An 18,193-nucleotide genomic window follows, 5' to 3' on the forward strand; every position below is an offset into this window, starting at 1 on the left:
TTCTATCCAAGATCGATGACGACGATTTCCGGCGGTACGCCAAAGCGCACCGGTGCGATGGAGCAGCCGAGGCCGCCGGAAACGATGATATTACGCCCCTCCTCGATCATATGGCCATAGGCGTAGCGATTGCCATAACGCGAGGGAACGATCGGCGAACGGCCGAGGAGGCGGATCTGCCCGCCATGGGTGTGGCCCGATAGCGTCAGCGAGACACGCTCGGGCACGCGCGGAAAGATATCGGGCTCATGAGCGAGCAGGATGACGGGCGCATCGTCCGTCACCTGAGCCATCGTTCCCTCGAGATCGTCGAGTCCGAGTATATGCGCGCGACCCCATTTCCTGCCGGGCAGCAGCGCCAGCTGATCTTCGAGGCCTGCCAGCCAGAAGCCGCGGCCATCCTTTTCGAGCCGAACGGAGCGGTTGCCATAGACCGGGATGCCGACGTCGGCGAGGGCCCGATGTCCAAATGTTTCCATCCCGCCGTTCTTCTGGGCGGTCCTGTCCTCCCACCAATCGTGGTTGCCCATGACCGCATGGACGCCGAGAGGAGCCTGCAAGGTGGCAAGCGCCTTCGACCATTGGCTCGAATGCACGTACTGTGTCACCATGTTCATGCCGGCGGCATAATCGCCGAGCAGGACGGTGACATCACCTTCGAGTTCATTCGCCGTGCGGCAGATCGCGGCAATGCGGCTTGCCGACATCCAGGGTTCGCAGGCGTGGAGATCGGCGAGCGCAACGACGCGCAGCTTGAGCCCTGGCGTCCATCCGGGCGGCGTCAGCCGATAGCGGGTGATGGCGAGCCGCGCGAGCGGTTCATAGGCGAAGGCATAACCACCGAGCGACATGACGCCTGCGACACCGCCGCCCAGAACCTTGAAAAATCCGCGGCGGGTGATCACTCAGTTGTCCTCCTGGAACAGCCGGAACTGCGCAGCCTCCATATCCTTGGGCGGTTGCATTCCCAGATGTTTCCACGCGATTGCGGTCAGAACACGGCCGCGTGGCGTGCGCTGGATGAAACCCTGTTGGATCATGTAGGGCTCGATGATATCTTCAATCGCGTCGCGCGGCTCCGAAAGGCCGGCGGCGATGGTTTCGATGCCGACCGGGCCGCCGCCGAAATTGACGGCAATCATGTTGAGGTAACGTTTGTCGAGCTGGTCGAAGCCGACATTGTCGACCAGCAGGCGGGTCAGCGCCTCGTCGGCGATCTCGCGGGTGACGGCTTCCGCTCTTGCCACCTCGGCGAAGTCGCGCACGCGCCGCAGCAGCCGGCCGGCGATGCGCGGGGTGCCGCGGGCGCGTCTTGCGATTTCGCGGGCGCCCTCCTCGGTGATCGGCAGGTTCATCAGCCGCGCGCCACGGCGCACGATCAGTTCCAGCTCCTCGACGGTGTAGAAGCTCAGGCGCACCGGAATGCCGAAACGGTCGCGTAGCGGCGTCGTCAACAGGCCGAGGCGGGTGGTGGCCGCCACCAGCGTAAATTTTGACAGGTCGATCTTCACCGAGCGAGCGGCAGGGCCTTCCCCGATGATCAGGTCGAGCTGGAAATCTTCCATGGCCGGATAGAGGATTTCCTCGACGGCCGGATTGAGGCGATGGATTTCGTCGATGAAGAGCACATCACGCTCCTCGAGATTGGTGAGCAGGGCAGCGAGATCGCCGGCCTTGGCGATAACCGGGCCCGACGTCGAGCGAAAGTTGACGCCGAGCTCTTTGGCCATGATCTGCGCCAGCGTCGTCTTGCCGAGGCCGGGCGGCCCGACGAAGAGCACATGGTCCAGCGCTTCGCCGCGGTTTTTCGCCGCCTCGATGAAGACCTTGAGATTGGCGCGCGCCTCCGCCTGGCCGGTGAACTCGTCCAGCGATTGCGGGCGCAACGTGATATCAAGGTCTTCGCCCCGCTTTTCCGGCGATATCAGGCGGGCGGATTCGCTCATGTCAAAAGTTCCATTCCAGGTATGGTTTTTGCGGCTTGGGCATCAAATGTCCTGGTTGTCACGCAGCCCGCATCACGATTACGAAGGGCGATGAAGACATCTGCGAATTCCGCATTCGTCCGCACCATGATTGCGAGCGTCTCCTCGACTACTCTTTCATCTTCAAGGATCAGGTCGGCCGAGTCCAACAAGTCCGAAATCGCCTCCATGATCTGTTCTCTCTTCAGCTTGATCCGTTGTCTCAAGAACCACGCGCATTCCATCAGCGTGATGCAACTGATATAGCCGGGTGCCCTATCGGACAGGCTCGCGAAGAGCGTTGTGACCTTCTCCGTCTGGACGACATCGTCCTTCAGGAGGAAGCGCAGCATAATATTGGTGTCGAGGCCAATCATCTTGCACTAGTCACGTGATCGGCGATGGCTTCCCCAATCGCCTCGTCCATTTGCGTCAAAGTGATCGTCGGTCGGTTCGGATCGTGAAACTTGCCTGCAAGGTCGATGGCGCGTTTGTTCTTGGCTTTCATGATGATTTCGCCATCGCGGTTGATGTAGCGGATCCTGTCTCCGGACTTCAGATTCAGCAATTCACGAACTTCAGCCGGAATTGTTGTCTGGCCCTTCGATGTCATCGTACCGTAGTAGATATTCATGCGGATCTCCTTACCATTCGAGTTTAGTAAGGAATTGCGATATATTCAAGGAGGTCACCGCGCCAGTTCCTTCAGCCCCAACCTGATCAGCTTAGCGCTGTCGGCGCCATCGCCCGCCGTCTTCATGGCCGCGGCAATCGCGTTCGCCGCCTGGTCGCGGGAGTACCCGAGATTGGTCAGCGCGGAAACCGCATCGGCGACAGGCGCGGCCGCGACCCCTTCGCCGAGTTCCTGCTTGAGGGCGATATTGATCGCTTCCCCGGCAAAGGCCGGCGCCCGATTCTTGAGTTCGGTGACGAGGCGCATGGCCACTTTGGGACCGACGCCCGGGGCACGGGAGACGGCGGTGCGATCCTGCAGGGCGATCGCATTGGCGAGTTCGCCTGGGGTCAGCGTCGAGAGCACGGCGAGCGCCACCTTGGCGCCGACGCCCTGAACGCTCTGGAGCAGGTTGAACCATTCCCGCTCCAGCGCTGTCATGAAACCGAAGAGCTTCAACTGGTCCTCGCGCACATAGGTCTCGATGAACAGCACGCAGGCCTCGCCTGCCGAGCCGATTTTCGACAGGGTGCGGGCCGAACAATGGGCGACGTAGCAGACGCCGTGCACATCGACGAGCACATAGTCTTCGCCGATCTCGTCTATGGTGCCTTTCAGCTTGCCGATCATGGGTCGCGGTCTCTCAAGGATGCGTTTCGGGAGAAATGATGTCTAACTCAGGGAAATAGGAGCGGTAGCGCGCGCCATCGCGCGTCAGAAGGCGGTGCGATCTCACCAGGGCATGAGCACCGATGAAAAAATCCGGCAGGGTGCGCTCGCGCAGGCCGCCGCTTCTCCGGTACTGCGCATGTGCCATGCCGGCCCGGTAAGCGGCGGGAAACGGCAGGGCCTCGCGGATCAGGTTTAGCCGCGACAGGAGAAACGCAAGGGTTTCCTCGCGCGGGGTCATGCTTGCCAGCTCCGCCCAGACGACCGGTGTCATGATGAATGGCGAGTCCGGACGCAATACGCTCAACGCCCGCGCGGACCATTCCCTGAAAGGACTATCCGGTCCGAAAATATCGATGAAGATGTTCGTATCAACGAGGACCGAGGTCATCACGTGGTCCCCTCAACCATTCCATGAATTCATCGGTCGTCATGCCGCTGGTGTCGAAGGTTCCGCTCATACTGCCGAGCCAGGATTCAAAATCGTCCTGTGATGGCTCTATCCTGCTGGATAGAACAACGAGGCGGGCACCCTTTTCATCGGCAACGAAATCCACCTCGGATCCGGGGCCGATCTTCAAGCGGTCTCGGATGTCCTTGGGAATTGTCACCTGGCCTTTTTCCGTCACGCGCATGGTAATACCTCCGAGGTATTACTTATCATCGAATGGGAACAAGTCAAGAACAGATTAGCCGGCCAACGCCTGCCGCAGCTTGTTGCTGCCGCGATTATGCGCATGGCAGATGGCGATCGCCAGGGCGTCGGCGGCGTCGTTGCCCTTGAATTCGACCTTCGGCATCAGGATCCTCAACATCATGTGGATCTGCTGCTTTTCGCCATGGCCGACGCCGATGACGGCCTTCTTCACGGCGTTCGGGGCATATTCGGAGACCGGCAGCCCGGCGCGCGCCGGTACCAGCATGGCAATGCCGCGGGCCTGGCCAAGCTTCAGGGTCGCCACCGCATCCTTGTTCACGAAGGTCTGTTCGACGGCGGCCTCATCCGGCTTATAGCTGTGGACGATCTCCGCCAGGCCGTCGTGCAATTGGCAAAGGCGGGAGGCAAGGTCCATGTCTCCATCGGAGGTCACGGTTCCGGATGCCACAAACCGCAGGGAATTGCCTGATATCTCGATGATGCCCCAGCCGGTGCGGCGAAGCCCGGGATCGATGCCGACGATGCGAATCGTATTTTGCATGGTTCAACCTATAGCGATTGCGAAATAACTGCCATCGATATGTGAACAAAACAAAAACATTCCTGGATTTCGGCCGCGCCATTTACCGCGAATTAAAACAGATGCCCGAATTCTAGTCACCGAATACGAGAGAGGCTTCTTTTCGCGAAGAGTTAAGCCTCCGATGTTCTGTTTACAGGTCAGTTGATCAGGCATGCGCTGGCAGGCACGTTCAGAAGGGGTTCGTCGTACATGGCTCGGAGATTTCAATCCCTGTCCTTCAAGGTCATCGTCACATTCATTCTGCTGACCGTGCTGTCGATTGCGGTCATCGATGTGCTTGCCTATTTCGCCAGCAGCCGCATTTCTGACGAGCAGGCGCTGAAGGCCAAGGAAAGTGTGCTGATCTTTCGCGGCGACATGCTGCAGGACCAGCTGACCCAGCTTGAAAACCAGGCCAATTCCATCGCGCGCATCGAGGCGCTGCAAATGTCGATCACCAATCTGAAGAGCGGCTGGAAGACCATCGAGAAGACCTCGGGCGATGCCCGTGCCGAGCTGAAGAAGGTTTTCATAGCAGGCAACCCCAACCCCGCCGACCAGCGCGAGAAGCTCATCAAGCCGGAAGGGCCGAGCGGCTTTTATTATTCGAGCCACGAAAAGACGCAGGGCGAAGTCGCCCGCGACCTCGAGGATACCGCCTTCAGCGATCTGCTGATTGTCGATCTCGAGGGCACCGTGCTCTATTCCTATAAGAAGGAAGATGATTTCGCCGAAAATCTGAAGTCGGACACCTGGAAGGCGACCGGCGCCGGCATCGCTTTCGCCAAGGCGATCGAGAATACCGCCAAGGCGACCGATGACGCCGCGCCGACAGGCTTTTCCGGCCTTCGCGTCGATGCCGGCAGCGGCAAGTCGGCGATCTTCTATGCCGTGCCGATCGTCAAGCTTGGGGCGGCCAAGGGCATCATTCTCTTCAAGGTGCGCGACGACATCGTCACCGGCATCCTCGCCAAGGGCATCGTTCAGGGCAGCACGGCGCGGGCGGCGATCGTCTCCGGCGATGGCTCCGCCGTCGGGCTCGACGGAAGCGGCAAGCTCGCGACGCTCGATGTTACGCCCTTCACCTTCATCAAGGATGCGCTTGCCAGTTCGGCGATGACGGTTGCCGATTTCGACCGGGCGGATGGTGCGGCTCGTGCCTATGTCCGCGGCATCGACTATCGCGGCGACCGCTTCCTCGTGGTCGAGAGTGTGCTCCTGAGCGAGCTCAATGCCGGCTCGATCGAGATCGCCACCCTGCTGACGATGATCGGCATCGGCGTGCTCGTTGTCATGGCGATCACAACCGGGCTCGTTACCAATTTGCTGTTTTCGCCGCTTGCGCGGCTTGCCGGTGTCACCCGCGATGTCGCCGACGGCAAGCTCGACAGCGAGATCGGCAGCCTGAACCGCAAGGACGAGATCGGCACGATGGCCAATGCGCTGGACCGCTTCCGCCACTCGCTGATCGAAAGCCGCGAGCTCGAAGCCGCCAGCGAAGAGACGCGCCTGCAGGCCGAGCAGGATCGCCAGCAGAATCTGGCCGAGCGCGAGGCCGAGGCCAAGACGCTGCAGCAGGTGGTCGAGGCGATTGACGAGGGCCTGCATCATCTGGCGAACGGCGATCTCGCCTATCAGATCGATAGCCGCTTCCCGAACGAGCTTGAAAGCCTGCGCGTCAATTTCAACGAGGCGCTGGCGACACTCAGCGAAACCATGACGGCGATCGGCGGCAACTCGATGGCGGTGCGCGCCGGCTCCGAGGAGATGCGCACCGGCGCCGACGAACTTGCCGGGCGCACCGAGCGCCAGGCTGGCTCGATCACCGAGACGGCGAATGCGATCAGTGCCATCACACAGTCGGTCCGCCGGCAGATCGAGCGGGCCGAGCAGGCCGAGCGCATCGCTCGCGACGCCAAGAAGGAGACGACCGGCTCAGGCCAGATCATGCGCGAGACGATCGCGGCGATGGAGGCAATCCAGGCCTCCTCGCGCCAGATCAACACGATCATCTCCGTGATCGACAACATCGCCTTCCAGACCAACCTCCTGGCGCTCAATGCCGGCGTCGAGGCGGCGCGCGCCGGTGAATCCGGCAAGGGCTTTGCCGTCGTCGCCATGGAAGTGCGCGAGCTGGCCCAGCGTTCGTCGAGTGCGGCCAAGGAGATTTCCAGCCTGTTGCAGAAATCGACGCATGAGGTCGAAAGCGGCGTTACGCTGGTGGAAAAAGCGGGCGTCGCGCTGACGGGCATCGGCGCCCATGTCGAGGCGATCAATGGCCAGATCAACGAGATCATGAGTGCGACCCGCGAGGAGGCCAATACGCTGCGCGAGATCAATAGCGCCGTTGCCGAACTCGACGCGATGACGCAGCAGAACGCCTCGATGGTCGAGGAGACGACAGCGGCGATCCACCGGCTGGCGACCGAAGCCCTGGAAATGGATCGCCAGCTCGGCAATTTCACGCTGCCGGCCGGCCACCACCAGCCGAGCGCTGAGGTGCATGTGCTGCGCCGCCATCGGTAAATGATTGCTTCTGATCTTGCACAAGGGGTCGCGCTCGCGCGGCCTTTTTTGTTTGCGCGGATGGTTTGGAATGGTGCGGGCGCGAACCTACATAGACTGCATCGTTCAACTGCCCGGCAGGTTTTCCATGGTTCCCTTCTCCATACTCGACCTTTCCCCCGTTGCCGATGGCAGCAGCGTGCGCCAATCCCTCGATGGCTCGGCGCGGATGGCTGTGAAGGCCGAGGAATTCGGTTACAAGCGCTTCTGGCTTGCCGAACATCACGGCATGCCGGGGATCGCCAGCGCTGCCACATCAGTCGTCATCGGCCATGTCGGCGCTGCGACCAAGCGCATCCGCATCGGCTCCGGCGGCATCATGCTGCCCAATCATTCGCCGCTTGTTATCGCCGAGCAGTTCGGCACGCTGGAGGCGCTCTTCCCCGGCCGTATCGATCTCGGCCTCGGGCGCGCACCGGGAACGGACATGCGTACGGCACAGGCGCTACGGCGCAACCTCGAGGCCGGCGCAAACAGCTTCCCGAACGACGTGGTGGAACTGCAGCAACTTCTCGATACGCCGGTCGAGAACCAGGCGATCCTCGCGGTTCCCGGCAATGGCTCACATATCCCGATCTGGCTGCTCGGCTCCAGCCTCTACAGTGCCCAGCTTGCCGGCATGCTGGGGCTTCCCTATGCCTTCGCTTCGCACTTCGCGCCCGACATGCTGCTCGATGCGATCGCGATCTACCGCGACCGCTTCCAGCCCTCGGCGACGCTCGACAAGCCCCATGTGATGGTTGGCGTGATGGGTGCGGTGGCGGCGACAGATGAGGAGGCTCGCTACCATTTCACTTCTGCAGAGCAGCAGTTCGTCAATCTGCGCCGCAATGTCCGCGGCCGGTTCCCGCGTCCGGTGGCCGATATGGCGGACTTCTGGTCGCCGATGGAGAAGATGAATGTCGAACACACACTGCGTTATGCCGTGGTCGGCTCGCCGAAGACGGCGGAGGCGAAACTGACGGAGTTTCTACAGGAAACGCAGGCAGACGAGGTGATCATCTCGATGCCGATCCACGACATCGAGGCGCGGCTGACATCGGTGGAACTATTCGCGGGGCTGGGAAATTTCATGCGAGCCGCCGCTTAGGATCTACGCAAGGCGCACTCTGACGGCGCCATCTTTCCGGCAAATAAAAACCCGGCGTTGTGCCGGGTTTTTATTTGATACCTGCCTGAGGAGATCAGGCCGAGAGCTTCGCCAGCACTTCTTCCGAGACCTCGAAGTTGGAATAGACGTTCTGCACGTCGTCATCGTCTTCCAGGCTGTCGATGAGTTTCAGCAGCGACTGGGCTTTTTCCTCGTCTACCGGCACGTTGTTCTGGGCACGCCAGACGGCCTTGACGGTTTCGGCTTCGCCGAGGTTCGATTCCAGCGCTTTTGCCACTTCGCCGAGGGCTTCGAAGGCGCAGGTGATGTAGTGGCCGTCTTCGTCGGTCTCGACGTCGTCGGCGCCGGCTTCGATCGCGGCTTCCATCACCTTGTCGCCATCGCCGACGGAAAGCTTGTAAGTGATTTCGCCGACATGGTCGAAGGAGAAGGAAACGGAGCCGGTTTCGCCGAGAGCGCCGCCGGCCTTGGTGAAGCTCGAGCGGACGTTGGAGGCGGTGCGGTTGCGGTTGTCGGTCAGGGCTTCGACGATGATCGCCGTGCCGCCGGGGCCATAACCTTCATAGCGGACTTCATCATAATTTTCGCCGTCGGCACCGGCTGCCTTCTTGATGGCGCGGTCGATATTGTCCTTCGGCATGGACTGGGCCTTGGCGTTCTGGATCGCCAGGCGAAGGCGGGCGTTCATCGTCGGGTCGGGCAGGCCGGCCTTTGCGGCAACGGTGATTTCGCGCGCAAGCTTGGAGAACATTTTCGACCGCACGGCATCCTGACGGCCTTTGCGGTGCATGATGTTTTTAAACTGTGAATGGCCAGCCATGGCACCCCTGTTCACGTCTCATTGTTCGGAATGGGCCGCCTTATAAGAGCGAAACGGCACCCGTTCAAGGAAAAAGCAGTTCGGAACAAAGGTGAGGGGATGACGTTTCAACCGAACTCCATCCAACGGAAAGGAACGGTCATGGCAAGTCTCAGTGAGGCGCAGGAACATCCAGCACGTCAGCTCTGGGATCAGGTCAACGATGTTCATGCCGGCATGCTCGGAATTTCCGGACTGGACATGCACATGCAGCCGATGGCGCCGCATGCCGATCCCACCACCAACACAATCTGGTTCTACACCAAGACCGATGCCGACATCGTGCGTGCCATCAAGCCCGGCAGCCGCGCGCATTTCTGCGTTATCGGCAAGGATCACGACTATCACGCCTGCCTCGCCGGTGTGATCGAGGTGCATCCTGACCCCTCCAAGATCGAGGAATATTGGAGCTCGATCGTCGCGGCCTGGTATGACGGCGGCAAGAAGGACCCCAAGCTCACTATGCTGTCCCTCCATGTCGACGATGCCGAGATCTGGGTTTCCACGGGCAACAAGCTGAAATTCGGCTGGGAGATCGCCAAGGCCAATCTCGACGACGACAAGATGCCGGATGTCGGCATCAAGCGCCATCTGCAGTTCGCCTGACGCGCAGTGCTCCTGCATAATTCAAAGTGCTACAGCGTCCTTTGCGCGTCTAAAAAGACGCGCGGCGCTGTAAAGTAGGAAAACCGCGGGGCCTTTTTACTGCACGCCCTTCAACACATAGATCAGCGGCTTTTTCGGCAGCGTACGCATCGAGACGATGATGCTGTCATCGGGCGCATTGGCGACGTCGAAATCCTTGCCGAACATCGAGACGAAGGCTTCGACCGGCGGGCCGCGCCGGTGCATCGGTAGGATCAGCGACGAGCGTAGCCGCTTGATGACGCGGCTCATGCTGTCGGCGCCCATGGTTAGGCCGCCATCGACGGGGACCATGACGACGTCGAGGCGGCCGATCTCGGTATAATGGGTATCCGTCAGTTCGTAATGCAGGTGGCCGAGATGGCCGATGCACAGGCCGGCGATCTCGAAGATGAAGATGGAATTGCCGTTCTCGTGCGAGCCGCCGAGGCCATAGCTGAAGCGGATATCCGTCGTGACGTTGCGGATATAGGCATCGCCGACGACCAGATTCACATTGGCCTTCTCGTCCGGAACATCGCTCCACCCGTGCAGTACGTGCTTGATGCCCGGATCGGGCGCCAAGGTGAAGTGGGTCGAGTGGGCCTTGTTCATGGTCACGACGTCGGGCATCGTCGCCGGCCTGTACCAGCCATTATAGTCTGTCGCGATGACGATGCCGCCCGGGGTCTCGATCGCGAAGGTGGAGTGGCCGAGGAAGGTGAGTTTGACGTCCTCGCCCTCGGAGACGGCAGGCACCAGCGGCGGGGTGCCGGAAAAGCTTGCGAAGGTCACTTTGGGGATGGTTTGCGCGATCGCCTGGCACTGGCTGACCGGCGGCCGCTGCTCTTGTGCCCCGGCGAGATTCGGCGCGGCGAAGGCCGCAAGGCATGCGATAGCGAGGACAAGATATCGCGGCTTCATGCCACCCCTCCGGCGCTCTATCACCCTTCAATCGGCGCATAATCCTTTCCGAAAATCGATCCCGATTTTCGGGGTTATGCGCGAGTGGCGGGGAGGATGCGGCATGAGGCCGCAGGGGTCCAGACCGAGGATGCTCACAATTGCGTGTTGGACGGTCGCGCGCCGCCTGTTACCGCCAGAATTCCGGCACCGTTTCGGCCAGCCGGGGTCCGAGCCGGAGTGGCGCGATCTTTTCGGCAAGGCCCGTCGTATCCGAGATTTCCACGCCGACGCCGCAGATCGTCGCGGGGCCGTTTGCGGCTTCCATGCGGCCCTTCGGCATCTTGGAGATGAAACGATTGAGCGGCTCCTCCTTGTCCATGCCGAGGGAGGAGTCATAGTCGCCGCACATGCCGGCATCCGACATATAGGCGGTGCCGCCGTTCAGGATCTGTGCGTCGGCGGTCGGCACATGTGTGTGGGTGCCGACGACGAAGCTGGCGCGGCCGTCGACGAAATGTCCGAAACACTGTTTTTCGCTGGTCGCCTCGGCATGGAAATCGAAGATGATCGCATCGGCCTGTTCCTTCAGCGGGCAGGCATCGAGGATGACCTCCGCCGATTTGAAGGGGTCGTCGAGTTCCGGATGCATGAAGACCCGGCCCATGACGTTGGCGACGAGCACGCGCGCGCCGTTCCTGGCATAGAAGAGGCCGGAGCCGCGGCCGGGCGTGCCTTGCGGATAGTTAGCTGGCCGCAGGAATTGATCGTGGCGGCCGGCAAAAGCGACGGCTTCCTTCTGGTCCCAGACGTGATTGCCTGTCGTCACCACGTCGGCGCCGGCATTGATCGTTTCCAGAAAGATGTCCTCGGTGATGCCGAAGCCGCCGGCGGCATTCTCGCCGTTGACGATGACGAAATCGAGCTTGAGGTCGGAAATCAGGCCGGGGAGGCGGTCCCACACCGCCGTGCGTCCCGTCTTGCCGACCATGTCACCCAGAAAAAGCAGCCGCATTCCTTATCCAATCCAAGAGGCAAAAAAGCGAAGGCCGCTTTCTGTCAGGATGGCATCCAGGCTTATATCATGCGGCTCGTCGGGCACATGTGCCACTTCCTGGCAGTCGAATGCAATGCCGATCAGCTTCGGATGCAGGCCTTTTTGCCTTAACCGGCTGATGGCGCGGTCGTAGTGGCCGGCGCCGTAGCCGATGCGGTGGCCGCGGGCATCGAAGGCCGAAAGCGGCACCAACATGATTTCGGGATCAAGAATGGCGGCATCCGCACTGGGGCCGACCGTGCCGAAACCGGTATCGACGAGGGGCGCACCTTCCGCCAGCTCGCGAAAGACGATCGTCTGCCGATCGAGGATCGCCGGCACGCAGAGCCGCGCACCGCGCACGGCAAAGCGCGCCATCAGCGGCCTGAGATCGGCTTCCGAACGGATCGGCAGGAAGCCGGAGACGATCGTATCCAGCGCAAAACCGACGGCCTCGCCGGCATGGTCGGCCATTGCGAGGCTTTTGGAGGCGCGTTTCTCGGCGGGGATGGCGTCGCGTGCGGACAGCCGTTCGTCGCGCAGCTGCGCTTTCAATTCTTTCGCGGTCATTCGATCTGCCGGTTCTGAGAGATTTGACCGAGCATAGACGGCTGAATGTCCGATGCAAATGCCGGATGCGACGGTATCACGCTCGTTTCACGCCTCGGCCGCCGGCGGCAGCGATGGTCAGACGACGATGCTTGTCGGTATTGTCGCCGTGGCGATGGAGAAGCCTGCCATATTGGCCCCGGCCTGCCGGTCCTGCTGCCGCAACTCGCGCATCGCCTTTTCGAGTACTTGCTTGAGTTCGCGCACCACCGCCTTGAACTCTTCCATCGTTTCGCGATCATCGGCCGAGATTCCTGAGAATTTCGGGGCATCCTCGGCGACGCTCGCATAGGCTTTGCGGGCGTTGGCGGCGGCGTCCGGTTCCTGCGAGCCGGTCTCGCCGGCCGCAGTTTCTCCTGAAGTATCCGTCAGCGCAGCAGCGGCCGCGCTCGTTGCGACGGCCGCAGCGCCCGTGGTTGCATCCATTGGAACAGCCGTTGCCGGGCTGCCGGTCGCGACCGATGATGCGAATTCGGAGGCGGCGGTGCCGACCTTGCGCGCCAGTTCGGCGGCCAGCCGGGCGACCACCTCAGGAGCCATGTTGGAGCTGCGGAGCATCTCCAACTGCTGTTTTGCCTCGTCGAGCCTGCGTTGCGCCTTCGCCTTGGCCTCGTCTCCCGAGTTCGCCAAGGTCTGGCGCATCTGCTGCAGCGCCTGGGTGGCGCGCTGAAGCTTCAGCACGCCTTGATCAGTCTCGTTTCCAGCGGCTGACATGGCTGCCGTCGAAGACGCGCCGCGCAAGATGATGGAGGCAGACGTGGTTGCGATCTGCATGAACAATTCCCCGATTTTTAATTCAGGCCCCGATTGCGATTCGGGCGCATTCTGCAGCGTCAGACTTGCGTGGACCTGTGTCTTGGGGATCCGGGAAGCGCAGCGGCCAGCCGCTGCATCGTCTCCTCGAACAGAGGGGCTCCGCCGGGCGCCCAGCCGAGCGCGCGGATTTTCGCAGTGCTCATGGGATTGATCGCGACGTTATCGACAGGGGCCGGTAACGCGTGCCGACAGCCCGTCTCGCGGCGGATGGATGAAAGGATATCGCGCGTGTCGACTGACAGGTCCGAGACGTTGAAGACCTCGCCGGAGATACGGGTACTTTCCGTCTCCAGCATCAGCCGTACCGCCCGACCGAGGTCGCGGCCGTGAACTTCCGTTCCCAGGCGGGCAGCAACCGGCCGGCCGGCGAGGTAATCGGCGATGAGGCCGTCCCATTTGTTCGGCGCGAGATCGCCATAGACGCCGGTCGCCCTCAGGCTTACGCCGGCAAAGCCCGGCGTGGAGAGATGGGCAAGCGTGCGCTCGGCATCGAGCTTGACCTGGCCGTAGAGTGTTTCGGGCTTGGCCAGCATCGTCTCCGTCAGTTCGGTTGCCTCGGGATGTTCGCCGTAGGCGGCGCGGCTGGACAGGAAGACGCAACGGCGCGTGCCAGCGCGTTTGGCGGCTTCGAAAAGCCGGACGGTGCCGTCGAGGTTCAACCTGTGGAAGGTCTTCGGATCGTCGCCTTCGCCGCCGCGATATTTGCCCGGAACATGACTGAAAGCGGCGTGGACGAAGAAATAGGCATCATCGAAGACATCGATCTGATCCTTGTCGGGATCGAGCGAAAGCGCTGCGAACTCGACCGAGCGGGAGAAGAGGCGGGGCAGTGGCGCGCGGCGCCCGCCGACGATCACCTGATATCCGGCGGCCAGCAGTTCCTCGACGACATACCGGCCGACGAGACCCGTTCCACCCGATACCAGTACCTTCATGCTGCCCCTTCCGGATTGTCCAGCGCCGTGATCTCAGGCACGTCGCCGCCATCGTGGAAACGGTGCCACAGATCGATCAAAGGTTGTAGTCGCGCTGCCTTGGGATGATCCTTTTCCCACGGTTTTTCATACTGGTAGTGCAGGATCGAAATGCTCTTCCAGTCCCAAAGCTCCGGCATGGTGAACCATACATATTGCAGCATGTTGAAATAAACCGGCAGGCCGTGCCAATCCGGGAAGAATGTCTCGAGAAAGGTCTGATCGGTGCGCCGCCAGAAAGCGTTCGGCCTGTCGAGCCTTTCGAGCATGTGCCGGAACGTGTCATGCGAAGGCGTGGCGACAAAGACGCCGGAATTCATCCGGCGGAAGTCGGCGAGGTTTTCGTAGACATTCGGGGCGGCGGAAAATTCCGGATAGAGGAAGAGCCTGTCGACGTTCTTCAGCACGAGGGCATCGGCGTCGATGAAGACGCAGCGCTGGTATTCGACGAGCTGCCAGAGCCTGAGCTTGCAGAAATTGTCGAGCGGCGAATGGAAATCCGGCTTGCGGCCCTTGGTGAAAGGAGCTGTCGAATGGAGCTGACCGCGGGCGTGGCGCTCGTTGAAGGCCGCAGAGAGCGGCAGGTGCTCGACCTCGATCAGGCGACATTCGAGCGCTTTCAGGGGCAAAAGGGCGGCAGCATCGACGCCGCCGGTGTGGAGGATGACAATCTCAGCCCCAGTCTCGGTTCGTCGCAGGGAGCGGGCAAGCGCGGTCGCGCCCATGGCGTAGTCGACATTGGTGACGAGTGTGACATAGGCGAAACGGGCTGGTGTGCCGCTGGCGCTCGTCATATTGCAGGACTCATGAAACCGACTTCAGCCGCTTGCCTTCCGGATCGTGGTTGATCGTCGCGGCGATGTCCTTGGTCCAGGCGGAGACGGCCGGCACTCGCGCGCGGTCGACGCGATAGGCGAATTTCTTCGCGACGTCGACGATCTCGCCGAGCAGGCCGGCTTCCAGCGTGATCGGTTCGAGGCCGAGATCGCGGAATTTTTCGTTCCGGACGATCAGCTCGTTCTCGGCGGCTTCCTTGCGCGGGTTGGGCAGCCAGGCAATCTTGGTGCCGCTCATCCTGGCGATCATCTCGGCGAGGTCGCGCACCCGGTGGGTTTCGGTCATCTGGTTGAAGATCTCGACGCGGGCGCCGCGGGCCGGCGGGTTTTTCAGTGCCAGCTCGATGCAGCGCACCGAATCCTGGATGTGGATGAAGGCGCGGGTCTGGCCGCCGGTGCCGTGCACCGTCAGCGGATAGCCGATCGCCGCCTGGATGAGGAAGCGGTTCAGTACCGTGCCATAATCGCCGTCATAGTCGAAACGGTTGATCAGCTGCGCGTGGCGGCGCGTCTGCTCGGTATGCGTGCCCCAGACGATGCCCTGGTGCAGATCGGTGATCCTTAGGCCGTCATTCCGCGCGTAGAACTGGAAGAGAAGCTGATCCAGGCACTTGGTCATGTGATAGATCGAGCCGGGATTGGAGGGGTAGAGGATCTCCTGGCTGACCGTCTCGCCGCCTGCAGTCTCGATGCCGACCGGCAGGTAACCCTCTGGGATCGCCGCCCCGACCGTCGAATAGCCGTAGACGCCCATGGTGCCGAGATGGATGAGATGGGCATCGAGATTGAGTTCCGTCAGTGCGTTCAGCAGGTTGTGCGTGGCGCTGACGTTGTTGTTGACCGTGTAGTTCTTGTGGCGGTCGCTCTTCATCGAATAGGGCGCGGCCCGCTGTTCGGCGAAATGGATGACGGCATCCGGGCGATGTTCGGAAAGCCAGTTCTTCAGGAGTTCGTAATCCTTGGCGAGATCGATCAGATTGAAGTGGATGCGGCGTCCGGTTTCGGCATGCCAGATGCGGGTGCGCTCCTGGATCGAATCCATCGGCGTCAGCGACTGCACGCCGAGTTCCGTGTCGATCCAGCGGCGCGAGAGATTGTCGAGGATATGGATGTCGTGACCGGCATCGGAGAGATGCAGCGACGTTGGCCAACCAATGAAACCGTCTCCGCCCATAACCGCAATCTTCATCGCATCGTCTCCTGATTGGTCGCTCATTATCGGGAATAGTTAGGAATTGTGACAATCATTCAATGCTTGCCTGTCTGGAAGCGTTGCGCCAAACAGGGCACCTCAGTTTGGAGAAAATTATGACGGAACGCCCTTTTTCCATTTCGGGAGAGCTGACGGAGGCCGGACACCGCCTTGTCCAGCGGGTCTATTATGAAGATACGGACTTCTCCGGCCTGGTCTATCACGCCCGCTACCTGCATTTCCTGGAGCGCGGCCGCACCGATTATCTGCGCTGCCTCGGCGTCGAGCAGCGCGAACTCGTCAGCGCCGACGAGGAGGGGCTGGTTTTCGTCGTTCACCGCATGGAGATCGACTTCAAGAGCCCGGCGCGCATGGACGATGTGCTGACGATCCTGACGCATACGGAAAAAGCCGGCGGCGCCAAGATGGTGCTCAATCAGCAGATCAGCTCAGGCGAGACGCTGCTGATCGCCGCCAAGGTGATCATCGCCGTCATCAACGCCCGGGGGCGGCCGAGGCGGCTGCCGGAAACACTGGCGGTGAAATTCCTGGAGGGCAGCACGCCGTTGTAGTGAGAATCGCTTGAAATTCAGGTCTTGTCAGAACTTGAGTTTTATGTGAAGGAATTCCCGCGCCGCAGGATGAGCGCTCTTTCGGCAGCCGGACCTTGCTCCGGTCAAGTAATCCATGGAACGAAATCTTCCAAACACAGGCTTACTGTCACAGTCCGGCACTAACGATCTATTAACCATAATAGTGTCTTACTGGGAAAGTCGGGGTTTGTGCGGTGCACGCCTTCCTTTGACCAAATTTGACGGCAAGAAGGCGGAAGATGAGCTTGGAAGTTTGACCAGGGCTTTGGGCGGCGGCCGCCGGACACTTCTTGCGAGATCAGTTTGTGCCGCCCGGTCCAGCACCGGGCGTTTGGATTCGGGGATTTTGGACCAATGGAACAAGTAGGATTGGCAGCAGCAACGACGGACGTCAGCCTCTGGTCGCTTTTCATGCAGGCCGGCATCGTCGTCAAGCTCGTCATGCTCGGGCTCATCGCGGCCTCGGTGTGGACGTGGGCGATCGTCATCGACAAATACCTGGCCTATGGCCGCGCACGGCGCCAGTTCGACAAGTTCGAACAGGTGTTCTGGTCGGGCCAGTCGCTGGAAGAACTCTACCGCTCGCTGTCGGAGCGCAACAATACAGGGCTCGCGGCAATCTTCGTGGCCGCCATGCGCGAATGGAAGAAATCCTTCGAACGCGGCGCCCGCTCGCCGATCGGCCTGCAGATGCGTATCGATCGCGCGATGGACGTGACGCTCGCCCGTGAGACCGAATTTCTCGGCGCCCGCCTTGGATCGCTCGCGACCATCGGCTCGGCCGGTCCGTTCATCGGTCTGTTCGGCACGGTCGTCGGCATCATGACCTCGTTCCAGGCGATTGCCGGTTCGAAGTCGACCAACCTTGCGGTGGTTGCGCCCGGTATCGCCGAAGCGCTGCTTGCCACCGCGATCGGCCTCGTCGCCGCTATCCCCGCGGTTATCGCCTACAACAAGTTCTCTGCCGATGCCGGCAAGCTCTCGGGCCGCATGGAAGGTTTCGCGGATGAATTCTCCGCCATACTTTCGCGCCAGATCGACGAGAAACTGCAGCCGCGCGCTGCCGCTCAGTAAGCAACGGAGTATTCTGACATGGGTATGGCTGTTGGAGGCAATGGCGGCGGGGGCGGCGGACGCCGCCGTCGCGGCGGTCGGAACAGGGCCGTGATTTCCGAAATCAACGTGACGCCGCTTGTCGACGTCATGCTGGTGCTTTTGATCATCTTCATGGTCGCGGCACCGATGATGACTGTCGGCGTGCCGATCGACCTGCCGGAAACGCAGGCCAAGGCACTGAATTCCGAGACGCAGCCGATCACCATTTCCGTCAAGAATGACGGCGAGGTGTTCCTGCAGGAAACACCGATCCCGGCAGCGGAGATCGCCGCCAAGCTCGAGGCGATCGCCACCACCGGCTATAACGAACGCATCTTCGTGCGCGGCGACGCGACAGCGCCTTATGGCGTCATCGCCGACGTCATGGCCCGTATCCAGGGCGCAGGCTTCAAGAATATCGGCCTCGTGACGCAGCAGAAGAAGGACCAATAGC

22 protein-coding genes are annotated in these 18,193 nt (G+C 61.3%); 6 read left to right on the forward strand and 16 right to left on the reverse strand.

Features of this window, described 5'->3' with window-relative positions; genetic code table 11:
- Nucleotides 1-2: 2 nt before the first annotated feature.
- The 8 genes from BS630_RS25320 to ruvC are packed head-to-tail and all read right to left on the reverse strand — an operon-like array spanning nt 3 to nt 4,505.
- Nucleotides 3-905 carry a metallophosphoesterase gene (locus tag BS630_RS25320; protein ID WP_077979565.1) on the reverse strand — a complete coding sequence of 301 codons (903 nt, stop codon included), beginning with the start codon at nt 903-905 and terminating at the stop codon, nt 3-5.
- Complete coding sequence (gene ruvB, locus BS630_RS25325; RefSeq protein WP_017968121.1) at nt 906-1,946, reverse strand: Holliday junction branch migration DNA helicase RuvB; 1,041 nt, start codon at nt 1,944-1,946, stop codon at nt 906-908.
- On the reverse strand, nt 1,943-2,341 hold the full coding sequence (locus BS630_RS25330; RefSeq protein WP_077979566.1) for a type II toxin-antitoxin system VapC family toxin: 399 nt from the start codon (nt 2,339-2,341) through the stop codon (nt 1,943-1,945). Before BS630_RS25330 ends, ruvB begins: the two co-directional genes overlap by 4 nt.
- Nucleotides 2,338-2,598 carry an AbrB/MazE/SpoVT family DNA-binding domain-containing protein gene (locus tag BS630_RS25335; protein ID WP_017968119.1) on the reverse strand — a complete coding sequence of 87 codons (261 nt, stop codon included), beginning with the start codon at nt 2,596-2,598 and terminating at the stop codon, nt 2,338-2,340. Before BS630_RS25335 ends, BS630_RS25330 begins: the two co-directional genes overlap by 4 nt.
- 54 nt (nt 2,599-2,652) lie before the next feature.
- Nucleotides 2,653-3,267 carry a Holliday junction branch migration protein RuvA gene (gene ruvA / locus BS630_RS25340; RefSeq protein WP_025395931.1) on the reverse strand — a complete coding sequence of 205 codons (615 nt, stop codon included), beginning with the start codon at nt 3,265-3,267 and terminating at the stop codon, nt 2,653-2,655.
- Between the two features lie 13 nt (nt 3,268-3,280).
- Nucleotides 3,281-3,697: a type II toxin-antitoxin system VapC family toxin gene (locus tag BS630_RS25345; RefSeq protein ID WP_077979567.1), complete on the reverse strand. Its 417-nt coding sequence runs from the start codon at nt 3,695-3,697 to the stop codon at nt 3,281-3,283.
- On the reverse strand, nt 3,678-3,941 hold the full coding sequence (locus tag BS630_RS25350; protein ID WP_011653415.1) for an AbrB/MazE/SpoVT family DNA-binding domain-containing protein: 264 nt from the start codon (nt 3,939-3,941) through the stop codon (nt 3,678-3,680). Before BS630_RS25350 ends, BS630_RS25345 begins: the two co-directional genes overlap by 20 nt.
- A gap of 54 nt (nt 3,942-3,995) precedes the next feature.
- Nucleotides 3,996-4,505: a crossover junction endodeoxyribonuclease RuvC gene (gene ruvC, locus BS630_RS25355; protein WP_077979568.1), complete on the reverse strand. Its 510-nt coding sequence runs from the start codon at nt 4,503-4,505 to the stop codon at nt 3,996-3,998.
- Nucleotides 4,506-4,736: 231 nt separating this feature from the next.
- On the opposite strand from ruvC, the gene BS630_RS25360 reads away from it, so the two are divergent.
- Both BS630_RS25360 and BS630_RS25365 read left to right on the forward strand, forming a co-directional pair.
- Nucleotides 4,737-7,052 (forward strand): methyl-accepting chemotaxis protein, encoded by a 2,316-nt coding sequence (locus BS630_RS25360; protein ID WP_077979569.1) that lies wholly within the window; start codon nt 4,737-4,739, stop codon nt 7,050-7,052.
- Nucleotides 7,053-7,179: 127 nt separating this feature from the next.
- Nucleotides 7,180-8,181 (forward strand): LLM class flavin-dependent oxidoreductase, encoded by a 1,002-nt coding sequence (locus BS630_RS25365; RefSeq protein ID WP_077979664.1) that lies wholly within the window; start codon nt 7,180-7,182, stop codon nt 8,179-8,181.
- A 94-nt stretch (nt 8,182-8,275) separates the two neighbouring features.
- On the opposite strand, the gene BS630_RS25370 is transcribed toward BS630_RS25365, so the two are convergent.
- Nucleotides 8,276-9,022, reverse strand: coding sequence for a YebC/PmpR family DNA-binding transcriptional regulator (locus BS630_RS25370; protein WP_077979570.1), 747 nt, complete (start codon nt 9,020-9,022; stop codon nt 8,276-8,278).
- Nucleotides 9,023-9,163: 141 nt separating this feature from the next.
- Between BS630_RS25370 and BS630_RS25375 the strand changes: the two genes are divergently transcribed.
- On the forward strand, nt 9,164-9,667 hold the full coding sequence (locus BS630_RS25375; RefSeq protein ID WP_012758860.1) for a pyridoxamine 5'-phosphate oxidase family protein: 504 nt from the start codon (nt 9,164-9,166) through the stop codon (nt 9,665-9,667).
- Nucleotides 9,668-9,763: 96 nt separating this feature from the next.
- Here BS630_RS25375 and BS630_RS25380 read toward each other — a convergent pair whose 3' ends face one another.
- From BS630_RS25380 to BS630_RS25410, 7 genes are all read right to left on the reverse strand, one after another.
- Nucleotides 9,764-10,609 (reverse strand): MBL fold metallo-hydrolase, encoded by an 846-nt coding sequence (locus tag BS630_RS25380; RefSeq protein WP_077979571.1) that lies wholly within the window; start codon nt 10,607-10,609, stop codon nt 9,764-9,766.
- Between the two features lie 169 nt (nt 10,610-10,778).
- Nucleotides 10,779-11,603: a TIGR00282 family metallophosphoesterase gene (locus BS630_RS25385; RefSeq protein WP_020051528.1), complete on the reverse strand. Its 825-nt coding sequence runs from the start codon at nt 11,601-11,603 to the stop codon at nt 10,779-10,781.
- A gap of 3 nt (nt 11,604-11,606) precedes the next feature.
- Nucleotides 11,607-12,194: a 5-formyltetrahydrofolate cyclo-ligase gene (locus BS630_RS25390; RefSeq protein ID WP_077979572.1), complete on the reverse strand. Its 588-nt coding sequence runs from the start codon at nt 12,192-12,194 to the stop codon at nt 11,607-11,609.
- A 117-nt stretch (nt 12,195-12,311) separates the two neighbouring features.
- Nucleotides 12,312-13,007 carry a hypothetical protein gene (locus BS630_RS25395; RefSeq protein WP_077979573.1) on the reverse strand — a complete coding sequence of 232 codons (696 nt, stop codon included), beginning with the start codon at nt 13,005-13,007 and terminating at the stop codon, nt 12,312-12,314.
- A gap of 59 nt (nt 13,008-13,066) precedes the next feature.
- Nucleotides 13,067-13,984 carry an NAD-dependent epimerase/dehydratase family protein gene (locus BS630_RS25400; RefSeq protein WP_077979574.1) on the reverse strand — a complete coding sequence of 306 codons (918 nt, stop codon included), beginning with the start codon at nt 13,982-13,984 and terminating at the stop codon, nt 13,067-13,069.
- Entirely contained in the window at nt 13,981-14,817 is an 837-nt protein-coding gene (locus BS630_RS25405) for a glycosyltransferase (RefSeq protein ID WP_077979575.1), read from the reverse strand. Before BS630_RS25405 ends, BS630_RS25400 begins: the two co-directional genes overlap by 4 nt.
- Before the next feature lie 10 nt (nt 14,818-14,827).
- Complete coding sequence (locus BS630_RS25410; protein WP_077979576.1) at nt 14,828-16,048, reverse strand: NAD-dependent epimerase/dehydratase family protein; 1,221 nt, start codon at nt 16,046-16,048, stop codon at nt 14,828-14,830.
- 119 nt (nt 16,049-16,167) lie between these two features.
- On the opposite strand from BS630_RS25410, the gene ybgC reads away from it, so the two are divergent.
- From ybgC to tolR, 3 genes are all read left to right on the forward strand, one after another.
- Nucleotides 16,168-16,623 (forward strand): tol-pal system-associated acyl-CoA thioesterase, encoded by a 456-nt coding sequence (gene ybgC, locus BS630_RS25415; protein WP_077979577.1) that lies wholly within the window; start codon nt 16,168-16,170, stop codon nt 16,621-16,623.
- A gap of 375 nt (nt 16,624-16,998) precedes the next feature.
- On the forward strand, nt 16,999-17,718 hold the full coding sequence (gene tolQ, locus BS630_RS25420; protein WP_003542733.1) for a protein TolQ: 720 nt from the start codon (nt 16,999-17,001) through the stop codon (nt 17,716-17,718).
- An 18-nt stretch (nt 17,719-17,736) separates the two neighbouring features.
- Entirely contained in the window at nt 17,737-18,192 is a 456-nt protein-coding gene (gene tolR / locus BS630_RS25425) for a protein TolR (protein ID WP_003542730.1), read from the forward strand.
- Nucleotide 18,193 lies beyond the last annotated feature (1 nt).

This window comes from Rhizobium laguerreae (genome assembly GCF_002008165.1).
Classification (GTDB): Bacteria; Pseudomonadota; Alphaproteobacteria; order Rhizobiales; family Rhizobiaceae; genus Rhizobium; species Rhizobium laguerreae.